Annotated in this window: 14 protein-coding genes and 1 pseudogene; 9 read left to right on the top strand and 6 right to left on the bottom strand. The window is 62.2% G+C overall.

All coding sequences use genetic code 11. The features are described 5' to 3' along the window. Positions 1–56: 56 nt before the first annotated feature. Both K3G63_RS07705 and K3G63_RS07710 read left to right on the top strand, forming a co-directional pair. Entirely contained in the window at positions 57–1,619 is a 1,563-nt protein-coding gene (locus tag K3G63_RS07705; protein WP_220613466.1) for a T9SS type A sorting domain-containing protein, read from the top strand. Positions 1,620–1,896: 277 nt separating this feature from the next. After that, positions 1,897–2,427 carry a 2'-5' RNA ligase family protein gene (locus K3G63_RS07710; RefSeq protein ID WP_220613467.1) on the top strand — a complete coding sequence of 177 codons (531 nt, stop codon included), beginning with the start codon at positions 1,897–1,899 and terminating at the stop codon, positions 2,425–2,427. Between the two features lie 49 nt (positions 2,428–2,476). Here the strand turns inward: K3G63_RS07710 and K3G63_RS07715 are convergent. From K3G63_RS07715 to K3G63_RS07730, 4 genes and pseudogenes are all read right to left on the bottom strand, one after another. Beyond that, positions 2,477–2,854 (bottom strand): annotated as a pseudogene (locus K3G63_RS07715) (tRNA(His) guanylyltransferase Thg1 family protein); the annotation flags it as partial. A gap of 42 nt (positions 2,855–2,896) precedes the next feature. After that, positions 2,897–3,346, bottom strand: a complete 450-nt coding sequence (locus K3G63_RS07720) for an AAA family ATPase (protein ID WP_220613468.1) — start codon at positions 3,344–3,346, stop codon at positions 2,897–2,899. Positions 3,347–3,405: 59 nt separating this feature from the next. Further along, positions 3,406–4,332, bottom strand: coding sequence for a hypothetical protein (locus K3G63_RS07725; RefSeq protein ID WP_220613469.1), 927 nt, complete (start codon positions 4,330–4,332; stop codon positions 3,406–3,408). Positions 4,333–4,507: 175 nt separating this feature from the next. Next, positions 4,508–4,936 (bottom strand): BLUF domain-containing protein, encoded by a 429-nt coding sequence (locus K3G63_RS07730; protein ID WP_220613470.1) that lies wholly within the window; start codon positions 4,934–4,936, stop codon positions 4,508–4,510. A 148-nt stretch (positions 4,937–5,084) separates the two neighbouring features. Between K3G63_RS07730 and pncA the strand changes: the two genes are divergently transcribed. The 3 genes from pncA to K3G63_RS07745 all read left to right on the top strand — a co-directional run bounded on the left by pncA (position 5,085) and on the right by K3G63_RS07745 (position 7,511). Beyond that, complete coding sequence (pncA, locus tag K3G63_RS07735; RefSeq protein WP_220613471.1) at positions 5,085–5,675, top strand: bifunctional nicotinamidase/pyrazinamidase; 591 nt, start codon at positions 5,085–5,087, stop codon at positions 5,673–5,675. An 80-nt stretch (positions 5,676–5,755) separates the two neighbouring features. Then, a complete protein-coding gene (locus K3G63_RS07740; protein WP_220613472.1) occupies positions 5,756–6,865 on the top strand; it encodes a mechanosensitive ion channel family protein in 1,110 nt (369 codons plus the stop codon). 88 nt (positions 6,866–6,953) lie between these two features. Next, the gene (locus K3G63_RS07745; protein WP_220613473.1) at positions 6,954–7,511 is read left to right on the top strand and encodes a GNAT family N-acetyltransferase; all 558 of its coding nucleotides are present in this window, start codon (positions 6,954–6,956) and stop codon (positions 7,509–7,511) included. Between the two features lie 86 nt (positions 7,512–7,597). Here K3G63_RS07745 and K3G63_RS07750 read toward each other — a convergent pair whose 3' ends face one another. Beyond that, the gene (locus K3G63_RS07750) at positions 7,598–8,332 is read right to left on the bottom strand and encodes an SDR family oxidoreductase (RefSeq protein WP_220613474.1); all 735 of its coding nucleotides are present in this window, start codon (positions 8,330–8,332) and stop codon (positions 7,598–7,600) included. Between the two features lie 252 nt (positions 8,333–8,584). On the opposite strand from K3G63_RS07750, the gene K3G63_RS07755 reads away from it, so the two are divergent. From K3G63_RS07755 to K3G63_RS07770, 4 genes are all read left to right on the top strand, one after another. After that, on the top strand, positions 8,585–9,118 hold the full coding sequence (locus K3G63_RS07755; RefSeq protein WP_220613475.1) for a hypothetical protein: 534 nt from the start codon (positions 8,585–8,587) through the stop codon (positions 9,116–9,118). A gap of 239 nt (positions 9,119–9,357) precedes the next feature. Further along, a complete protein-coding gene (locus tag K3G63_RS07760; protein WP_220613476.1) occupies positions 9,358–9,717 on the top strand; it encodes a hypothetical protein in 360 nt (119 codons plus the stop codon). A 27-nt stretch (positions 9,718–9,744) separates the two neighbouring features. Beyond that, complete coding sequence (locus tag K3G63_RS07765; RefSeq protein ID WP_220613477.1) at positions 9,745–11,040, top strand: PAS domain-containing protein; 1,296 nt, start codon at positions 9,745–9,747, stop codon at positions 11,038–11,040. A 261-nt stretch (positions 11,041–11,301) separates the two neighbouring features. Continuing rightward, positions 11,302–12,816, top strand: coding sequence for a malate:quinone oxidoreductase (locus tag K3G63_RS07770; protein WP_220613478.1), 1,515 nt, complete (start codon positions 11,302–11,304; stop codon positions 12,814–12,816). Positions 12,817–12,940: 124 nt separating this feature from the next. Here the strand turns inward: K3G63_RS07770 and K3G63_RS07775 are convergent, their stop codons facing one another. Then, a complete protein-coding gene (locus tag K3G63_RS07775) occupies positions 12,941–14,044 on the bottom strand; it encodes a spore photoproduct lyase family protein (RefSeq protein WP_220613479.1) in 1,104 nt (367 codons plus the stop codon). Between the last annotated feature and the right edge of the window lie 4 nt (positions 14,045–14,048).

Below are 14,048 nucleotides of genomic sequence, written 5' to 3' on the forward strand. Positions count from 1 at the left end.
AATCACTCTGAAATCAGTCTGTTGTTCCACTACGTACGCTTTTACTCTTTCCCAAAATGAAAAAAACCGTACTCTTTCTCTCTCTTTTGCTTGGTAGCCAGCAGTTACAGGCGCAACTGCCCACCAATAGCTTTGCCGTTACATCGGCCTGCCCGGCCAGTGCGGCCAACCCGTCGGTGCTGCAGCAAGTGAATACCGATGGTTCCCTGACGCCTATTGCCACCATTACTGACGGCACGAATCCGCTTATTCTCAATGCTCTAGGCTTTGACGATGCCAATCCTACGGTGCTCTACGCCATGAACGTGCAGCAGCCCGTGACTATGGCCAACTTCGATGCGCCGCCTACCCTGTACCGCGTGGAGCTGGGCACGGGCCTGGCTGCCGGCCTGGGCACGGTGACACCCCCGCCCGCCCCCACTACCGGTCTTTCGCCGCTGGCCTTCGGCGAGTTTGTGGCCCGCGACATCCGCCAGACGTTCAACTTTATCGGCGACGGCGGAGCCAGCTCGGAGTATTACGTGGGCGGGGCCACGGCGCGGGTTATTGCCAACGCCTTTACTTTCAGCCTGCGCGTGGCCGACCTGCGCCTGTACGTGGGCACCGTGCAGCTGGCCCCGTTTACTTCCGCCGCCCCGGCCTGGAAGCAGCTCGATACCTCTGACCCGGCCACGGCGGCCGTGGTAGCCGGCTACCAGGCCCAGGTGCAGGCGTATCTGGCCAGCGGCGGCAACGGCCCCACTCCGGAGGGCGGCATTCAGGACTGGGTGTATGATGCGCGCACCGGCAACCTGGTCAGCTACCTGGGGCTGGAGGATAAGTTTCTGACTATTACCAACCCGGCCACGGCCCCGGCTGGCCGTACCACCGTGCCGGATGCCCCCATTCCGACCCAGCAGAATATTGGCGCTATGTTCACTGACCGCCTCGGCAACGTGTACGCCGTGGAGGCCGACGGCGGCACTATTTACAAGATTGACCGCCTCACGGGCAACTACTCGGGGCGCTCCTACGGCTCGGCGTTCGGCTGCTCCCGCGGCGACGCGGTCAGCCTGCCCGGCGCCTTGCCTCTGCCCGTTACCCTGGTTCGCTTTGCGGCCCTGCCTACTGCCGGCGGTGGAGTTCGTTTCGAATGGCAAACCTCCCACGAGCAGGCCGCGGCCTACTTTGAGGTAGAGCGCAGCCCCACAGCTACGGAGTGGCAACCCGTGGCGCGCGTGGCGGCCAGCAACCAGACCACGGGCCAGCGGTATACCGCCACTGACCCAAACCCCTACCCGGGTCAGACCTACTACCGTTTGGCGATGCACGACGCCGATGGCTCCGTAACGTACTCTACGGTGCAGGTTACAGTGCCCACGGGGGCTGCGCTGGCAGTGGCCTATCCTAATCCGGCGCGGGAAGAGCTGCGGGTGGTGCTAGCCAACCCGGCGCTGCCTGGCGCCCTGAGCTTGGTTGACGGACGCGGGCAAGTAGTACGCCGCCTGCAAGCCACCGGGAGCAGCGGCCCTCTCAAGCTACCTACTGCGGGCCTTGCCCCTGGATTGTACCTGCTGCGCGTACAGCAAGGCAGCCATACCAGCACTACCCGGGTAGTGCTGGAAGGTAGTGGCCAGTAGGCTGCGCAGCCGATTGTAGCCCCCGGTGGCCGGCAGTAAGCAACTACCTAGCTGCTTACTGCCGGCCACTGAGGGCTGAGTACCGTGGTGTTTTACGCCTTCCTGGTAGAAAACTGCTCCTGTCTTTCTCTGCGCTACCAAGGAACAGCCAGTTGTAACCCTGTGTATAGTAGCCTAGTAACGAGGCTAACCCCGTGTAGTACACCGCTGCTCCGGGGAAAACTGCGGCTGTTGCTGCCGTGCCTGCGTAGAGCAGGTGTTCGCCTACCCCTCCCTGATGCAGCCTCACTCCGCCCCCCTTATCCTGACCCTTGCCCTCGATGCCGGGAGCCAGCAGCACTTCAACGGTCTCCGGCAGCGGTACTTTCCGCCGGAGCGCAATTACCTGCAGGCCCACGTCACGCTCTTTCATCATCTGCCCGGCGCACAGGCTGCTGCCCTGTCCGACCACCTGGCCCAGGTAGCGGCGGCTACCTCTCCCCTGCCCCTGCAGGTAGCAGGATTGCGCTTTCTGGGCCGGGGCGTGGCCTACCAGCTGCATACGCCCGAGCTGCAGGTGCTGCACCAGGCGCTGCAGCAGAAGTGGGCCGCCTGGCTTACCCCCCAGGATCAGCAGCGCCTCAAGCCCCACGTGACAGTTCAGAACAAGGTAGACCCGGCCGTGGCCCGCGCTTTGCACCAGGAGCTGACGGAGCAGTTCCAGCCGTTTAAAGCAACAGGCACGGGGTTTACCCTGTGGCTCTACCGCGGCGGCCCCTGGGAGGAGCTGCAACAATTCAGGTTCGACGGGCCGGAAGTACTACCCTAAAAACTGGCGGGCAAAGCTTGCGTATTCCGCTCACGGCCTCCCGGTCAACCTACCGCCGGCGGAAGTACTCCACCACGTCCTGGGGGCGCGGCAGCGGCAGAATCCGGCAATCGAATACGCCCACGGCGCCCAGCAGCACCGGGAACTGGGCGGAAGCCGCGCCAGCCAGAATAGAGGTGTACTTGCGCGGTTTGTGGCCGCAAGTGTTTTCCTCCGGCTGCAGGGGTAAGGAAGTTTCGTCGTCTTGGATGTTGCCGTATACTATCCGGAAACCACGGCCCGGCAGGTGCTCCACGGCGGCAGCCATCATAGCGCGCGTACGCTCGCCAAAGGAAGCCTCAACCAAGTAAACTTCCTTGGTCAGGCGCGGAAAGCGGCGGTCGTTGAGGCGGGCTGCCAGGTGGAGGCCGGGCAGGGCGCAGTGGTGGTGGGCGGTTTCAACAAGACGCGCATGCGGGCGTCCAGGTCATCAGACTTCCTCTTGCCAGGGGCTGACAGCAAATTGCTGATGGGCCGCTACCCGCACGAAATACAGCTCAGCGAAGCCTTCCGCGTACCGGGGCAACTCCAGGCGGTTGCGCGTGGCCCGGATGCCGACTTCCGGCACCTGCCGGGCTGCCGGCCGCTGCCGGTTGCGCACCAGCGCCTCGGCCGCTACCGACTGAAAGAAGTACCCGATAACACGGAAGCCGGCGGCCCGGGCAGGCTCCAGGTAGCGCGCCCGCTCGGCGGCAGTGGGGTTGGTATTATCGATGACGCAGGGCATCTGGGTTTCCAGGCATAGGGCCAGCAGGCGCCGCTCCCGGTGCCGGGTGCGCAGCAAATCCAGGCTGATGCGCACGTGCGAGTGGAAGAACTGCTGCTGGTAGAACGTGGATTTGCCGGTGGCCTGAATCCCACAGAAAACGATAAGCTCCATACCAATAAGAAGCAAAAGCATCTGCCAGCCGGGTGCAGTAGGCGCGGAAAGCAGCTACCTTATTTCCTGCGGGCCGTGATAGTATGGGTCAGTGCCTTGAACTGGGCCAGCGCCGCCTCGAAGTCCTGGTAGGCTAGGCCTTGCATGGCCACGGCCGTGCTGCCGATAAGGCTGACCTGCTGATACACCAGTACCCGTTGCCCCCGCAGCTGCGCAAAGCCTTCGGTTTCGTACGTTACCAGGTCATTCACCTTCACCGACGACATTTTGCGGGCGGTATAGCCCGTCAGGCCGGTCCGGCGGCCCAGCGCCTGCTGGCTGATGTCGGCGGCGGTTAATGAGGGGTTGTACGGGAGCAGCACAGCCATGACGGTGGGCTCTGAGCCGTAATCGGCCTTGCGCTGCCCGCCCAGGGAATAGATATACTGCCCGTTGCGCACTTCGGCCAGGGCAAACGGCGACTTCTTTTCCTCCAGAGCAAACACCGCATCGGAGAGAGAAGCTGTGCCCCCTGCGCCCGCTACCTTCTGGTAGGTAGCCGAAAGCAGGCTGCGCCGCAGGGCGGTAGCAGTAGCCGTGTCGGCGGCCGGGTAGCGGGCGTCGAGCAGCACGGCAAAGGTGGAGTCGCCGTAAAGCAGCTGGGCCGACTCCTGGGTGGGCGTGAGCTGCACCCGTGCCAGGCGGGCCGGGTAGGCGCCCTGCACTTCCTGCAGGTCCAGCACTTTGCTCCCGCGCGCCTCGAAGCGGGCCTTGGTAAAAGCCGCGGCCTGACGGTAGTAGTTGCCGCCCTTCAGATCATAGACCTGCAGGACAGCCTCGCCCCGCCGAAAGCCCGACAGACCAGGCGCGGCCGTGAAGCCAGCTGGCGGCACCAGCCACACTTGTGTACCCGCCACGGCCCGGGCGGGGCCCGGAGCCTGAGCCCGCACGCCTAGCGGAAGCAGTGAAAGCAGCCAGAAAAGACGCGAAGTAGAAAATAAGCTCATGCAAACAAATCGGGCCCGTACCTGCCCTCCCAGCAGTTCAGGTAGCGCCGCGCCGCGCAAGGTAGGCATGATTCCGGGGCCGGCCATACCCAACTAGTCCGCCACACCTGAGGTAGCCGGGTGGGTGGTTGCGGGGTGGGCGGGCTACCGCTCCGTTCCGGCAGCCAGACGGGCGTCAGGAAGCAACCGGGTGCACGCTTTGGCCGGCGCTGACTTGAAACTCCCGGATCAGGAGCCACAGGGCAGCATCCGTTACGGTGTGCAGGCACGACATGGCCGGACCAGACGGCTCCACCGGCTGCCACACGTCGTTGACCAGGCCCATGCTCCAGTTAGCAAACTGCCGGTGGGCCATGGGCCCGTCGGCCAATACTTCCACAGCGGTGTGGCGGCAGTCAACTTGAATTCGGGCAAATACAGCAGCTACGGCCGCCGCCGGCCCTTCCAGCACCTGCAAAAAGCGGCTACCATCGTACAACAGGACGCCCGTGATAGAAGAAAGTCGGTTGTGAAAGCAACACTGCTCCAGCAACCGCCCAAGCTCTGCGGCCGATAACGGAGCCACAACATTACTTTGGTAGATAATATGATGAAGCAAACTCATGGAGGAAGGCAATAGGCAGTAGTAAACTAGTGCTAAAAAATACGAGTAGAATGCCACTCCAGTCCTGCCCTTTTCATCCCTATTTGATTTCCCAGCTTCCTAATTTGGACCGCTAAAATCCAGCACTCTTGTTTTTTTCCTGTCGCTTATGAAAGCCTTGCTGCTGATTGACATCCAAAACGACTTCCTGCCCGGGGGTTCCCTGGCCGTACCGGGGGGTCACGAGATTCTGCCCCTGGTAAATGAGCTGCAGCCGAGCTACGAGCTGGTAGTAGCCACTCAGGACTGGCACCCGGCTCAGCATCAGAGCTTTGCCAGCCAACACCCCGGCTGCCAGGTCTTCCAGCAGATTGACTTGCACGGCCTGTCCCAAACCCTCTGGCCCGACCACTGCGTGCAGGGCAGCCCGGGCGCCGAGTTCAGCCCCGCCCTGGAGCAGCACCGCATCGAGGCCATCTTCCGCAAGGGCACCACTCCGGAAATTGATTCCTACAGCGGCTTTTTCGACAACGGCCACCGCAAAAGCACCGGCCTAGCCGACTACTTGCGCGGGCGGGGCGTGCAGCAGGTACACCTCTGCGGGCTGGCCGCCGACTACTGCGTGAATTTCTCTGCCCTCGATGCCCTGCAGGAGGGGTTTGCCGTGACGTTTCTGGAGGCAGCTACCCGGGCTATTTCGGCGGAAGGCTACGCCCAGGCCCGGCAGGAGCTACTCCGGCGCGGGGCACGGATAGCGTAACCTGCCGGGCCAACCTTTCCGGCTGGTTTCGGGTAGAAAAAGGCCGCTGGGGGGCATAGTACCCCGGCGGCTGCTCGCCTATGTCTGATTTTTTCTCTGATCTGGAACAGCTCCGCGTGGTGCTGCACACGGCAGCCGTAGTGGGCGGCAGCCTGCTGGGCGGCTGGCTGCTCAAACAGCTGGCCTTCTGGCTGCTGGCTGCCTACCACCGCCGGGAGCCGGTACTGCTGGCCGAGTCGGTGCTGCGGCATCTAAGCCGCCCCAGCGCCTGGTTTTTTCCTGTGCTGGTGCTGTCCTTCGTGCTGCCTCTCACCCCACTGAACGCCCGGGCCCTAGAGGTAGCCCGGCGCTTGGTCGAAACAGCGCTGCTGACCACTTTTGCCTGGGGCCTGGTGAAAACTGTGGATGTGGTAGAAGACCTGGTGCAGCACCACTACCGCCTCACCGACGACGACAACCTGCGGGTGCGCAAGCTTTTCACCCAGTTGCAGTTCGTAAAGAAGCTGGCCGTCACGCTTATTATTTTCGTGGCCACGGCGTTGGTGCTGATGAGCTTTGCCACCGTGCGCAAAATTGGCACCGGCCTGCTCACCTCTGCCGGTATTGCCAGCGTGATTGTGGGCTTTGCTGCCCAACGCTCCATCAGCAACCTGCTGGCCGGCTTTCAGATTGCCTTTACTCAACCTATTCGCCTCGACGACGTGCTGGTGGTGGAGGGCGAGTGGGGCCGGGTTGAGGAAATTACCTTTACCTACGTGGTGCTGCGCATCTGGGACGAGCGCCGGCTGGTGCTCCCCCTCAACTATTTCATCGAAAAGCCCTTTCAGAACTGGACGCGTACTACCTCCCAGCTGCTGGGCACTGTGTTTCTGTACACTGACTACACCATTCCGGTGGAAGCCGTGCGGGCCGAGCTGCAGCGCACGGTGGAAAGCAACCCGCTCTGGGACCGGCGCGTGTGCGTGCTGCAGGTTACTGATTCCAAGGAGCGTACCCTGGAGCTGCGGTGCCTGGTTAGCGCGGCTAACTCTAGCCAGGCCTTCGATTTGCGCTGCGCAGTGCGCGAGCAGCTGGTGCAATTTATTCAGCAGCACTACCCCGAAAGCCTGCCCAAAAGCCGCACGCTGGTGGCCCCACCAGACCAGCCTTTTACGCCTGCCCCCGCGGAGGATTTAACTTCGCTGAATTGACTTAAAAGAGGCGTTCGTGCCGTATATTTGTAGGTTAAGCAACTACATCTGGTACTATTTCCAGAATAAGCACGCTGCTTCCTACTCTATGGTTCATTTAGAATATTTCACCCCTTCTGATTTCGACCAACTCATTGCCTGGATTGACTCGCCCCGCCTGCTGATGAACTGGTCGGGCCCCATGTTCAACTTTCCCCTCACCCGTGACAAGCTGGAGTGGTATCTACAGGACACCAACACGCTGGGTGTAGCCGACGTGTACGTTTTCAAAGCTCTTGACTCTACTACCGGGGCAGTAGTGGGGCATATTTCCCTGGGCAGCATCAGCCGAAAAAACAGCTCGGCGCGCGTGAGCCGGGTGTTTGTCGACCCGCAGTTCCGGGGCCGGGGCTTCGCGGCCGCCATGCTCACGGAGGTGCTGCGCTTTGGCTTCGAGCAACTGCAGCTGCACCGCATTGATCTGGGTGTGTACGATTTCAACGAGGCCGCCATTCGGGCTTACACCCGCGCGGGCATGCAACGGGAGGGCTGCTCCCGCGACATCCTGCGCTACGAGGGCGAGTACTGGAGCCTGGTAGAAATGAGCATGCTACGCCCCGAGTGGGAAGGCTTACGCACCGCCGCGCCGGTAGAAGCCGCAGCGTAGTATAGCGTAACGCTACCCGTCCCTACCCGAAGGGGCCCGCCTGCTACTGAGTAGCGGGCGGGCCCCTTTGCTTTTCTCCCAAAAGCCTAGCGGGAATTAATTAGTTGGAACCGGGCATCAATCTGCTCACGCGAAGCCCGACGGATTTCCTCGGAGGTGCCGTAGCCTACCTCCTGCTCCCCGGCCGCTAGGCGCTCCATCACGGAATCAGCAAACACGTCCACTGGCACACCCCAGGTGTGCAGGCCCGCCCCTCCCAGGTCCGTATTAACAGCGGGAGGCACAATTTCCAGCACCTGAATGGGAGTAGCGGCCAGCTGGTGCCGCAACGACAGGGTAAAGGAGTGCAGAGCGGCCTTAGTAGCGCTGTAAATAGGCGCTTGGGCCATGGGCGCAAAAGCCAGCCCGGAGGTAACATTGAGGATGGCCGGGGCCGCCTGCTGACGCAGGTGCGGAAGCAGCAGGGTAGTCAGGTGAATGGGCGCTTCCACGTTTATTACCAGCTCCTGCCGGCGAACTTCCCAGTCTTCTTCCTCTGTGAGCTGAAAGCGGCGCTGTACGCCGGCGTTGTTTACCAGCACGTTCAACTGCGGATACTCCCGCCGCGCCCATTCGACTAGGGCCACCCGCTCGGTGGCTAAGGCCACATCGCAGACGCGGATGTGCAGGCCCGGGAGCTGCTGCTGGGCCTCCCGGAGCTTGTCCTCCCGACGGCCTACGGCCAGCACCGTGCTACCCGCCTGCTGAAAGCGCCGGGCCAGCGCCAGCCCAATGCCGGTGGCGCCGCCCGTAATCAATACTGTATTTCCTGCCAGATTCATAACGTGAAAGTAGGTGGTACGCCGCCCGGCTGCTTGCAGGGCCTGCTTCCTACGCAGGAAACCAGCACAGGGGTGATAGCGGAGTTGCGCCTTGCCACCTGGGGTAGCGCCAACGGCGGCACTGGTCCGTCCCGACGGCTATGCGCTTAGAAGTCAAAAAATGAATTTTCTGCGGGTTTGACCCGCACTTTTGCGTACCTTCCCCCCTTCGATGTTCAGCCTACCAAGCTGCCCTATCCTGGGTGTCCGCTCATGAAGCACAGCCTCCTACTTCCGCTGCTCCTGCTTAGCGCCGGTTTCACCCGCGCCGAGGCAGCCACGGGTGCTCCTACCCGACCCTCAGCGAGCGTGGCCCGCGACAAGGAGGTAGCTACCGATTTGCGGGCGGCCTGGCTGGGTGCCCCGCTGAAACGATTCCGGCACCTGGTACCGGAGCGGCGCGCAACCCCCTCCGGCATTGTGTACTACACCCGCCCGGATGAGGCCCTGACCATTGGGGGCTACCCCGTAACGGGCATCAGCTACGGCTTTTACAAAGGGCTGCTGTGCTGCGTGGAAGTGCGCGTGCTGGGTCCGGCCAACTGCCAGGGCATCTACAGCCTGCTTACCCGCACCTACGGCCCTAGCCAGCTGGCCGCTACCTCCGCCCAGCAGTGGACCAACCCGCAGGTGCGCCTGCTCTACACCGAAATGCCCAAGGGCTACGCAACGGTTATCGTGGCCAGCACCCCACTGGTAGCCCAGTATCATGCCGCCCGCCAGGCGGCCAGCAACGAAGCGGCCTGACCAACGCCTACCGCCGCAAACGCAAAGCCAGGCCAGCCGCCTGGCTTTCTTACTGTGAGCAGGCCGCGCCAGCCAGCACCGCGGGGCAGTCCTTGCCGGGCTACTGAGCCGGTCCCACACCCCAGGCAGGCGCCGCTTACTTTGCGTCAGTCACAGGCAGTTCTTATCTTCGCTGAATAGTAGCAAAACGCCCACAAGACGCTACTTGCTACGTCTACTCTCCGCTCCGCGCGTTGCTTATGCCCGACACCTTACTCGATGTTAATCTGCAGCAAGTGGCGGACCAGGAGTTGACCGGCACATGGCGGGTAGCGGGCCGGGTGCTGAGCCAGGCCGACCCTACTACGGAGCTGGCCCGCGCCACTCAGTTGCAGCTGCTACCCCAGCAGCTGGTGGTAGCCACGGACCACGGCTCGGTGCTGGGCCAGTGGTCGGTGGAACGCGACGCGCTGCTGAGTCGGCCGTATTTGCAGCTCAGCCTACCGCAAGACAGTACTACGGCCCTGGTCACCCGCCTTCGGCGCTCAGTTACGGGCGCCCAACGCGCCCTCACACTTTATTTTCATTCGGGCATGGAGCTGCAGCTAGTGCAGCCCTAAGCATACTGTTTCCGTCCTTCCGCCCTCATGAGTACACTGCCTGCTTTTTCGCCCGATTACGAACGCCTGCAAACTGCCGTAGATGCCGCCGGGGTGGGCACCTGGGATTTGAACCCGGCCACCGGCGAGCTAGTCTGGTCCACGCGCTGCAAGGAGTTGTTTGGCCTACCCCCTACTGCCACTATTACGTACGATGAGTTTCTGCGCGGCCTGCACCCCGACGACCGACCGGCTACCGAGGCGGCCGTCGGCCAGGCCCTGGACCCGACCGGCAGTGGCACCTACGACATTGAGTACCGCACCGTTGGCCTGGAAGACGGCGGGCGGGTACGCTGGGTGCGGGCCACGGGCCGGACCTTTTTTGATGCGACCCATACGCAGCCGCTGCGCTTTATTGGCACCATCACCGACATCACCCGTCAGAAGCAAGTGCAGGAAACCCTGCGCCAGAGCGAGGAGCGCTACGCTCTGGCGGCTCTGGCGACCAATGATGCTATTTGGGAGTGGAACCTGCAGACCAACGAGGTAAAGTGGAACCCGGCCGTAGAGCGGGTGCTCGGCTACGGCCCGGAAGCTCGCACCACCACGGCCGAGTGGTGGTACCAGCACATTCATCCTGCTGACGCCGAGCGCGTGGTGCATGGCATCCATGAAGCTATTGATGGGGGCCGCACTGACTGGCATGACGAGTACCGCTTCCAGCGCGCCGATGGCAGCTACGCCAGCATGATGGACCGCGGCCACGTGGCCCGGGGCGCCCAGGGCCAGCCCCTGCGCATGATTGGAGCCATGCAGGACGTCACCCGTCAGCGCGAAGCAGAAAAAGCCCTGCGTCAGCGTGAGGCCGATTTCACCACTATGGCCGACACCATTGCCCAGCTGGCCTGGATGGCCGAGCCCGATGGCAACATCACGTGGTACAACCGCCGCTGGTATGAGTACACGGGCACCACCCAGGAAGAAATGCTTGGCTGGGGCTGGGAAAAAGTGCATCATCCCGAGCACGTGGGGCGGGTTTTGGAGTTTGTGCGTGCCGCATGGCCCGCCGGCCAGCCTTGGGAGCTGACGTTTCCCCTGCGCGGCCACCAGGGCCAGTACCGCTGGTTTCTAACCCGGGCCGTGCCCATCCGCAACGAGCAGGGTCAGGTGCTGCGCTGGTTTGGTACCAATACTGATATTACTGAGCTAAAGCAGCTGCAGGAGCAGTTGGAGCGCTCCTACCAGGACCTGGAGCTGAAGGTTACGTTCCGCACCCTGACCCTGGAGCGCGAAGTGCAGCAGCTACGGGCCCAAATCCAACCGAACGCCCCGGAAACTACGTAGCCTTGCGCGGTAGCGTATGCCTCCTGTTCACGAAAGGGAGAAGGGCTTGAATCGGCGGTGCTGTACCAGTGGGGCGCGGCCGGGCAGACCAAACTCAAAGCAGTACGTTGCGGAACGAGCCGCCCCCACCTGGTGTTTAACCTTATCTGCGGCGGGGAGCCCTGCTGCTTCCGCCCGAAGCGAGGAAAGTAGTTTCTTCGGCAACAAAAGCCACCTTTTCCGACTTTCCCCGTACTTCGTAAGTCCTATTTCGAAATACGCATGAGCACTACCGAACCCGCTGACTCCCTTTCCGCCGACGTAGTCCTGATTGGGGCGGGCATCATGAGCGCCACTTTGGGCATGATGCTGAAAGAGTTGCAGCCTGATCTGACCATAGCCATCCTGGAGCGTCTGGACGTGGCCGCGGCCGAAAGCTCCGATGCCTGGAATAATGCTGGCACCGGCCACTCGGCCTTCTGTGAGTTAAATTATACCCCTGAAAAGCCCGACGGCTCCGTCGATATTAGCAAGGCCATCAAAATTGCCGAGCAGTTTGAGGAGTCTAAACAGTTCTGGTCTTTCCTGGCCGAAACCTACGCTGTTAAAGAACTCTCGCGCTTCATCAACCACATTCCGCACCTGAGCTTCGTGTGGGGCGATAAGAACGTTAGCTTTTTGCGCAAGCGCCACGCCGCCCTAACCCAATCTCCCTTGTTTCAGGGCATGGAGTACACCGAAAACCGGGAGGAAATGGAACGGTGGATGCCGCTGGTAATGCATGGCCGCGACCCGCAGCAGCCCGTGGCCGCCACCCGCATGGACTTGGGCACCGACGTAAACTTCGGCTCCCTGACCCGCGGTATGTTTACCCTGCTTCAGCAGAAGCCCGGCGTGACGTTCTACTTCAACCACAACGTAGAGAAGCTGCGGCAGAAGGACGGTACGTGGCGCGTAAAAGCCCAGAACCTCTCAACCAATGCTACTCTTAAAATCCGGGCGCCTTTCGTGTTTATCGGGGCCGGCGGCGGGTCGTTGCCCCTGCTCATCAAATCGGGCATTCCGGAGGGCTCGGGCTTTGGGGGCTTTCCTGTTAGCGGGCAGTGGCTGAAATGTGTGAACCCCGCCGTTATTGCCCAGCACCACGCCAAGGTGTACGGCAAGGCAGCCGTGGGCTCCCCGCCCATGTCGGTGCCCCACCTGGACACCCGCGTAATTAATGGCAAGCAGGAGCTGTTGTTCGGCCCCTACGCCGGCTTCAGCACCAAGTTCCTCAAGCAGGGCTCCTACCTTGATCTGCCCCTGTCAGTGAAGCTGAGCAACATGCGCCCCATGATTATTGCCGGCCTCAAAAATATTCCGCTAACCAAGTACCTGATCAACCAGGTACGTCAGTCGCCGGAAGACCGCCTGGCAGCCCTGCGCGAATATCTGCCTGAAGCCCGGGCAGAGGACTGGCAGCTGGAAATTGCCGGGCAGCGCGTGCAGGTAATCAAAAAGGACGAAAAACAAGGCGGTGTTCTGGAGTTCGGCACGGAGGTAGTAGCCGCTTCTGATGGCTCCATTGCCGCCCTGCTCGGGGCTTCGCCCGGTGCCTCCACGGCCGTCAGTATTATGCTGGGCCTGGTGCAGCGCTGCTTTCCCGAGAAGGCGAAGTCGGCGGAGTGGCAAGCCAAGCTGCGCGAAATGATACCGTCCTTCGGGCAGTCCCTGAACGACAACCCGGCCCTGGTAGAGGAGCTGCGGGCCCGCACCAGTGCCGTTCTTGGGCTGAAAGTAGATGCTACCCCTGCGTAGGTACGAGCACGTAGCTTTAAACAGCAAAGGGGCACCCGTACACCGGGTGCCCCTTTGCTATTCGCTCCATGCAATACTCCCAGCCTCTGCGCATAGTTGGGAGCAAGCGAGCCGCGTTTCTTCCTTACGTCCAGTATAGCAGGGGGGCAGCAGGAAAGCGCTGCTGCCACTCCTGGTAGAAGAACTCTTTGAGAGTGCGCATGTCGGCGGGCTGATACACGAATTTGGTGCCCCCGAACTTGTTACGCTTCACGGCGCGGGTAGCTTCCTCCAGGTCCAGAGACGTGTTAGGATACCACTGCAGCAGTACCTCCTTAGAGCCAGGCGTGAAGCGGTGGGTGATGCACTCGGCCGTGAGGTCGCAGGGAAAATCTAAGGTAGCCGCCAGCCGGTCGAGCAGGTGCCGGTACGCATCCTGCCAGCCGGGCAGGGGCATAATGGGCGCTAGCACCACCCCCACGGGGTAGCCGCCTCCACCCTGCTCTACGGGCAGCGCCAGCCGGCGCAGGGCCTGCAGGCGGGCCTCCACGGAGGCTGTTCCCGCTTCCAGCTTGCGCACGGCGGCTTCGGCATTGAGGCTGAAACGGGCGCGCGTCCGGCCGTGGTGGGGCAGGTCTAGCAGCGTGTTTACGTAGTCGTACTTGCTCACGAAGCGCAAGTGGGCTCCCTCCCGCCGTCCGAAGTAGCGAATGCACTCGGCCAAGCTGCCCGTGAGGTGCTCAATGCCCAGCACATCGGTGTAGCAGCTTACCTCGAAAGAGGTAACGCGGCCCGGCTGCTCGTAGGCCTGGGTGTTTTCCAGCAACTGGGGCAGGTTAGCAAACACTTTTACCACTGGCGGCCCACTCAGGCTACCAGCCAGGTAGCAGTACTGACAGTGGGCAGGACAGCCCTCGGCCAGGTTCATCTGCCAGTCGGCGGAGGGTGGCGTGGGCTGCAGGCGCAGGGCACTGGGCGGAGCACACACTACCGCCAGCGTACTCTTGGCCCGGCGATACGTGTCGCGGGCATCCTCGCCGCGTACGCCCACGAGGCGGTTGCTTTTCAGCAGCTCTACCTCCAAGCCGTGGGCCCTTACGCGCTCCAGGATTTGCCGACCGAAAGGCTGGTCCAGGGCATCAGGCGTGAATACTACCCGCTTCGGTAACCACACTTTGGCACTGTGCTGGCGCGGTTCCGGGGTCGGGTCAAGAATAGCAAGCGAAGGAAACAACTGCGGTTGGGTCATAGTT

The sequence above is a fragment of the Hymenobacter sp. HSC-4F20 genome (assembly GCF_019599275.1).
In the GTDB taxonomy this organism is placed as follows: domain Bacteria; phylum Bacteroidota; class Bacteroidia; order Cytophagales; family Hymenobacteraceae; genus Hymenobacter.

What these genes read in the sequence shown, in the direction of transcription:
- K3G63_RS07705 (WP_220613466.1), top strand. Translation starts at nt 57, where the DNA reads ATGAAAAAAACCGTACTCTTTCTCTCTCTTTTGCTTGGTAGCCAGCAG.
- K3G63_RS07710 (WP_220613467.1), top strand. Translation starts at nt 1,897, where the DNA reads ATGCAGCCTCACTCCGCCCCCCTTATCCTGACCCTTGCCCTCGATGCC.
- K3G63_RS07720 (WP_220613468.1), bottom strand. Translation starts at nt 3,346, where the DNA reads ATGGAGCTTATCGTTTTCTGTGGGATTCAGGCCACCGGCAAATCCACG.
- K3G63_RS07725 (WP_220613469.1), bottom strand. Translation starts at nt 4,332, where the DNA reads ATGAGCTTATTTTCTACTTCGCGTCTTTTCTGGCTGCTTTCACTGCTT.
- K3G63_RS07730 (WP_220613470.1), bottom strand. Translation starts at nt 4,936, where the DNA reads ATGAGTTTGCTTCATCATATTATCTACCAAAGTAATGTTGTGGCTCCG.
- pncA (WP_220613471.1), top strand. Translation starts at nt 5,085, where the DNA reads ATGAAAGCCTTGCTGCTGATTGACATCCAAAACGACTTCCTGCCCGGG.
- K3G63_RS07740 (WP_220613472.1), top strand. Translation starts at nt 5,756, where the DNA reads ATGTCTGATTTTTTCTCTGATCTGGAACAGCTCCGCGTGGTGCTGCAC.
- K3G63_RS07745 (WP_220613473.1), top strand. Translation starts at nt 6,954, where the DNA reads ATGGTTCATTTAGAATATTTCACCCCTTCTGATTTCGACCAACTCATT.
- K3G63_RS07750 (WP_220613474.1), bottom strand. Translation starts at nt 8,332, where the DNA reads ATGAATCTGGCAGGAAATACAGTATTGATTACGGGCGGCGCCACCGGC.
- K3G63_RS07755 (WP_220613475.1), top strand. Translation starts at nt 8,585, where the DNA reads ATGAAGCACAGCCTCCTACTTCCGCTGCTCCTGCTTAGCGCCGGTTTC.
- K3G63_RS07760 (WP_220613476.1), top strand. Translation starts at nt 9,358, where the DNA reads ATGCCCGACACCTTACTCGATGTTAATCTGCAGCAAGTGGCGGACCAG.
- K3G63_RS07765 (WP_220613477.1), top strand. Translation starts at nt 9,745, where the DNA reads ATGAGTACACTGCCTGCTTTTTCGCCCGATTACGAACGCCTGCAAACT.
- K3G63_RS07770 (WP_220613478.1), top strand. Translation starts at nt 11,302, where the DNA reads ATGAGCACTACCGAACCCGCTGACTCCCTTTCCGCCGACGTAGTCCTG.
- K3G63_RS07775 (WP_220613479.1), bottom strand. Translation starts at nt 14,044, where the DNA reads ATGACCCAACCGCAGTTGTTTCCTTCGCTTGCTATTCTTGACCCGACC.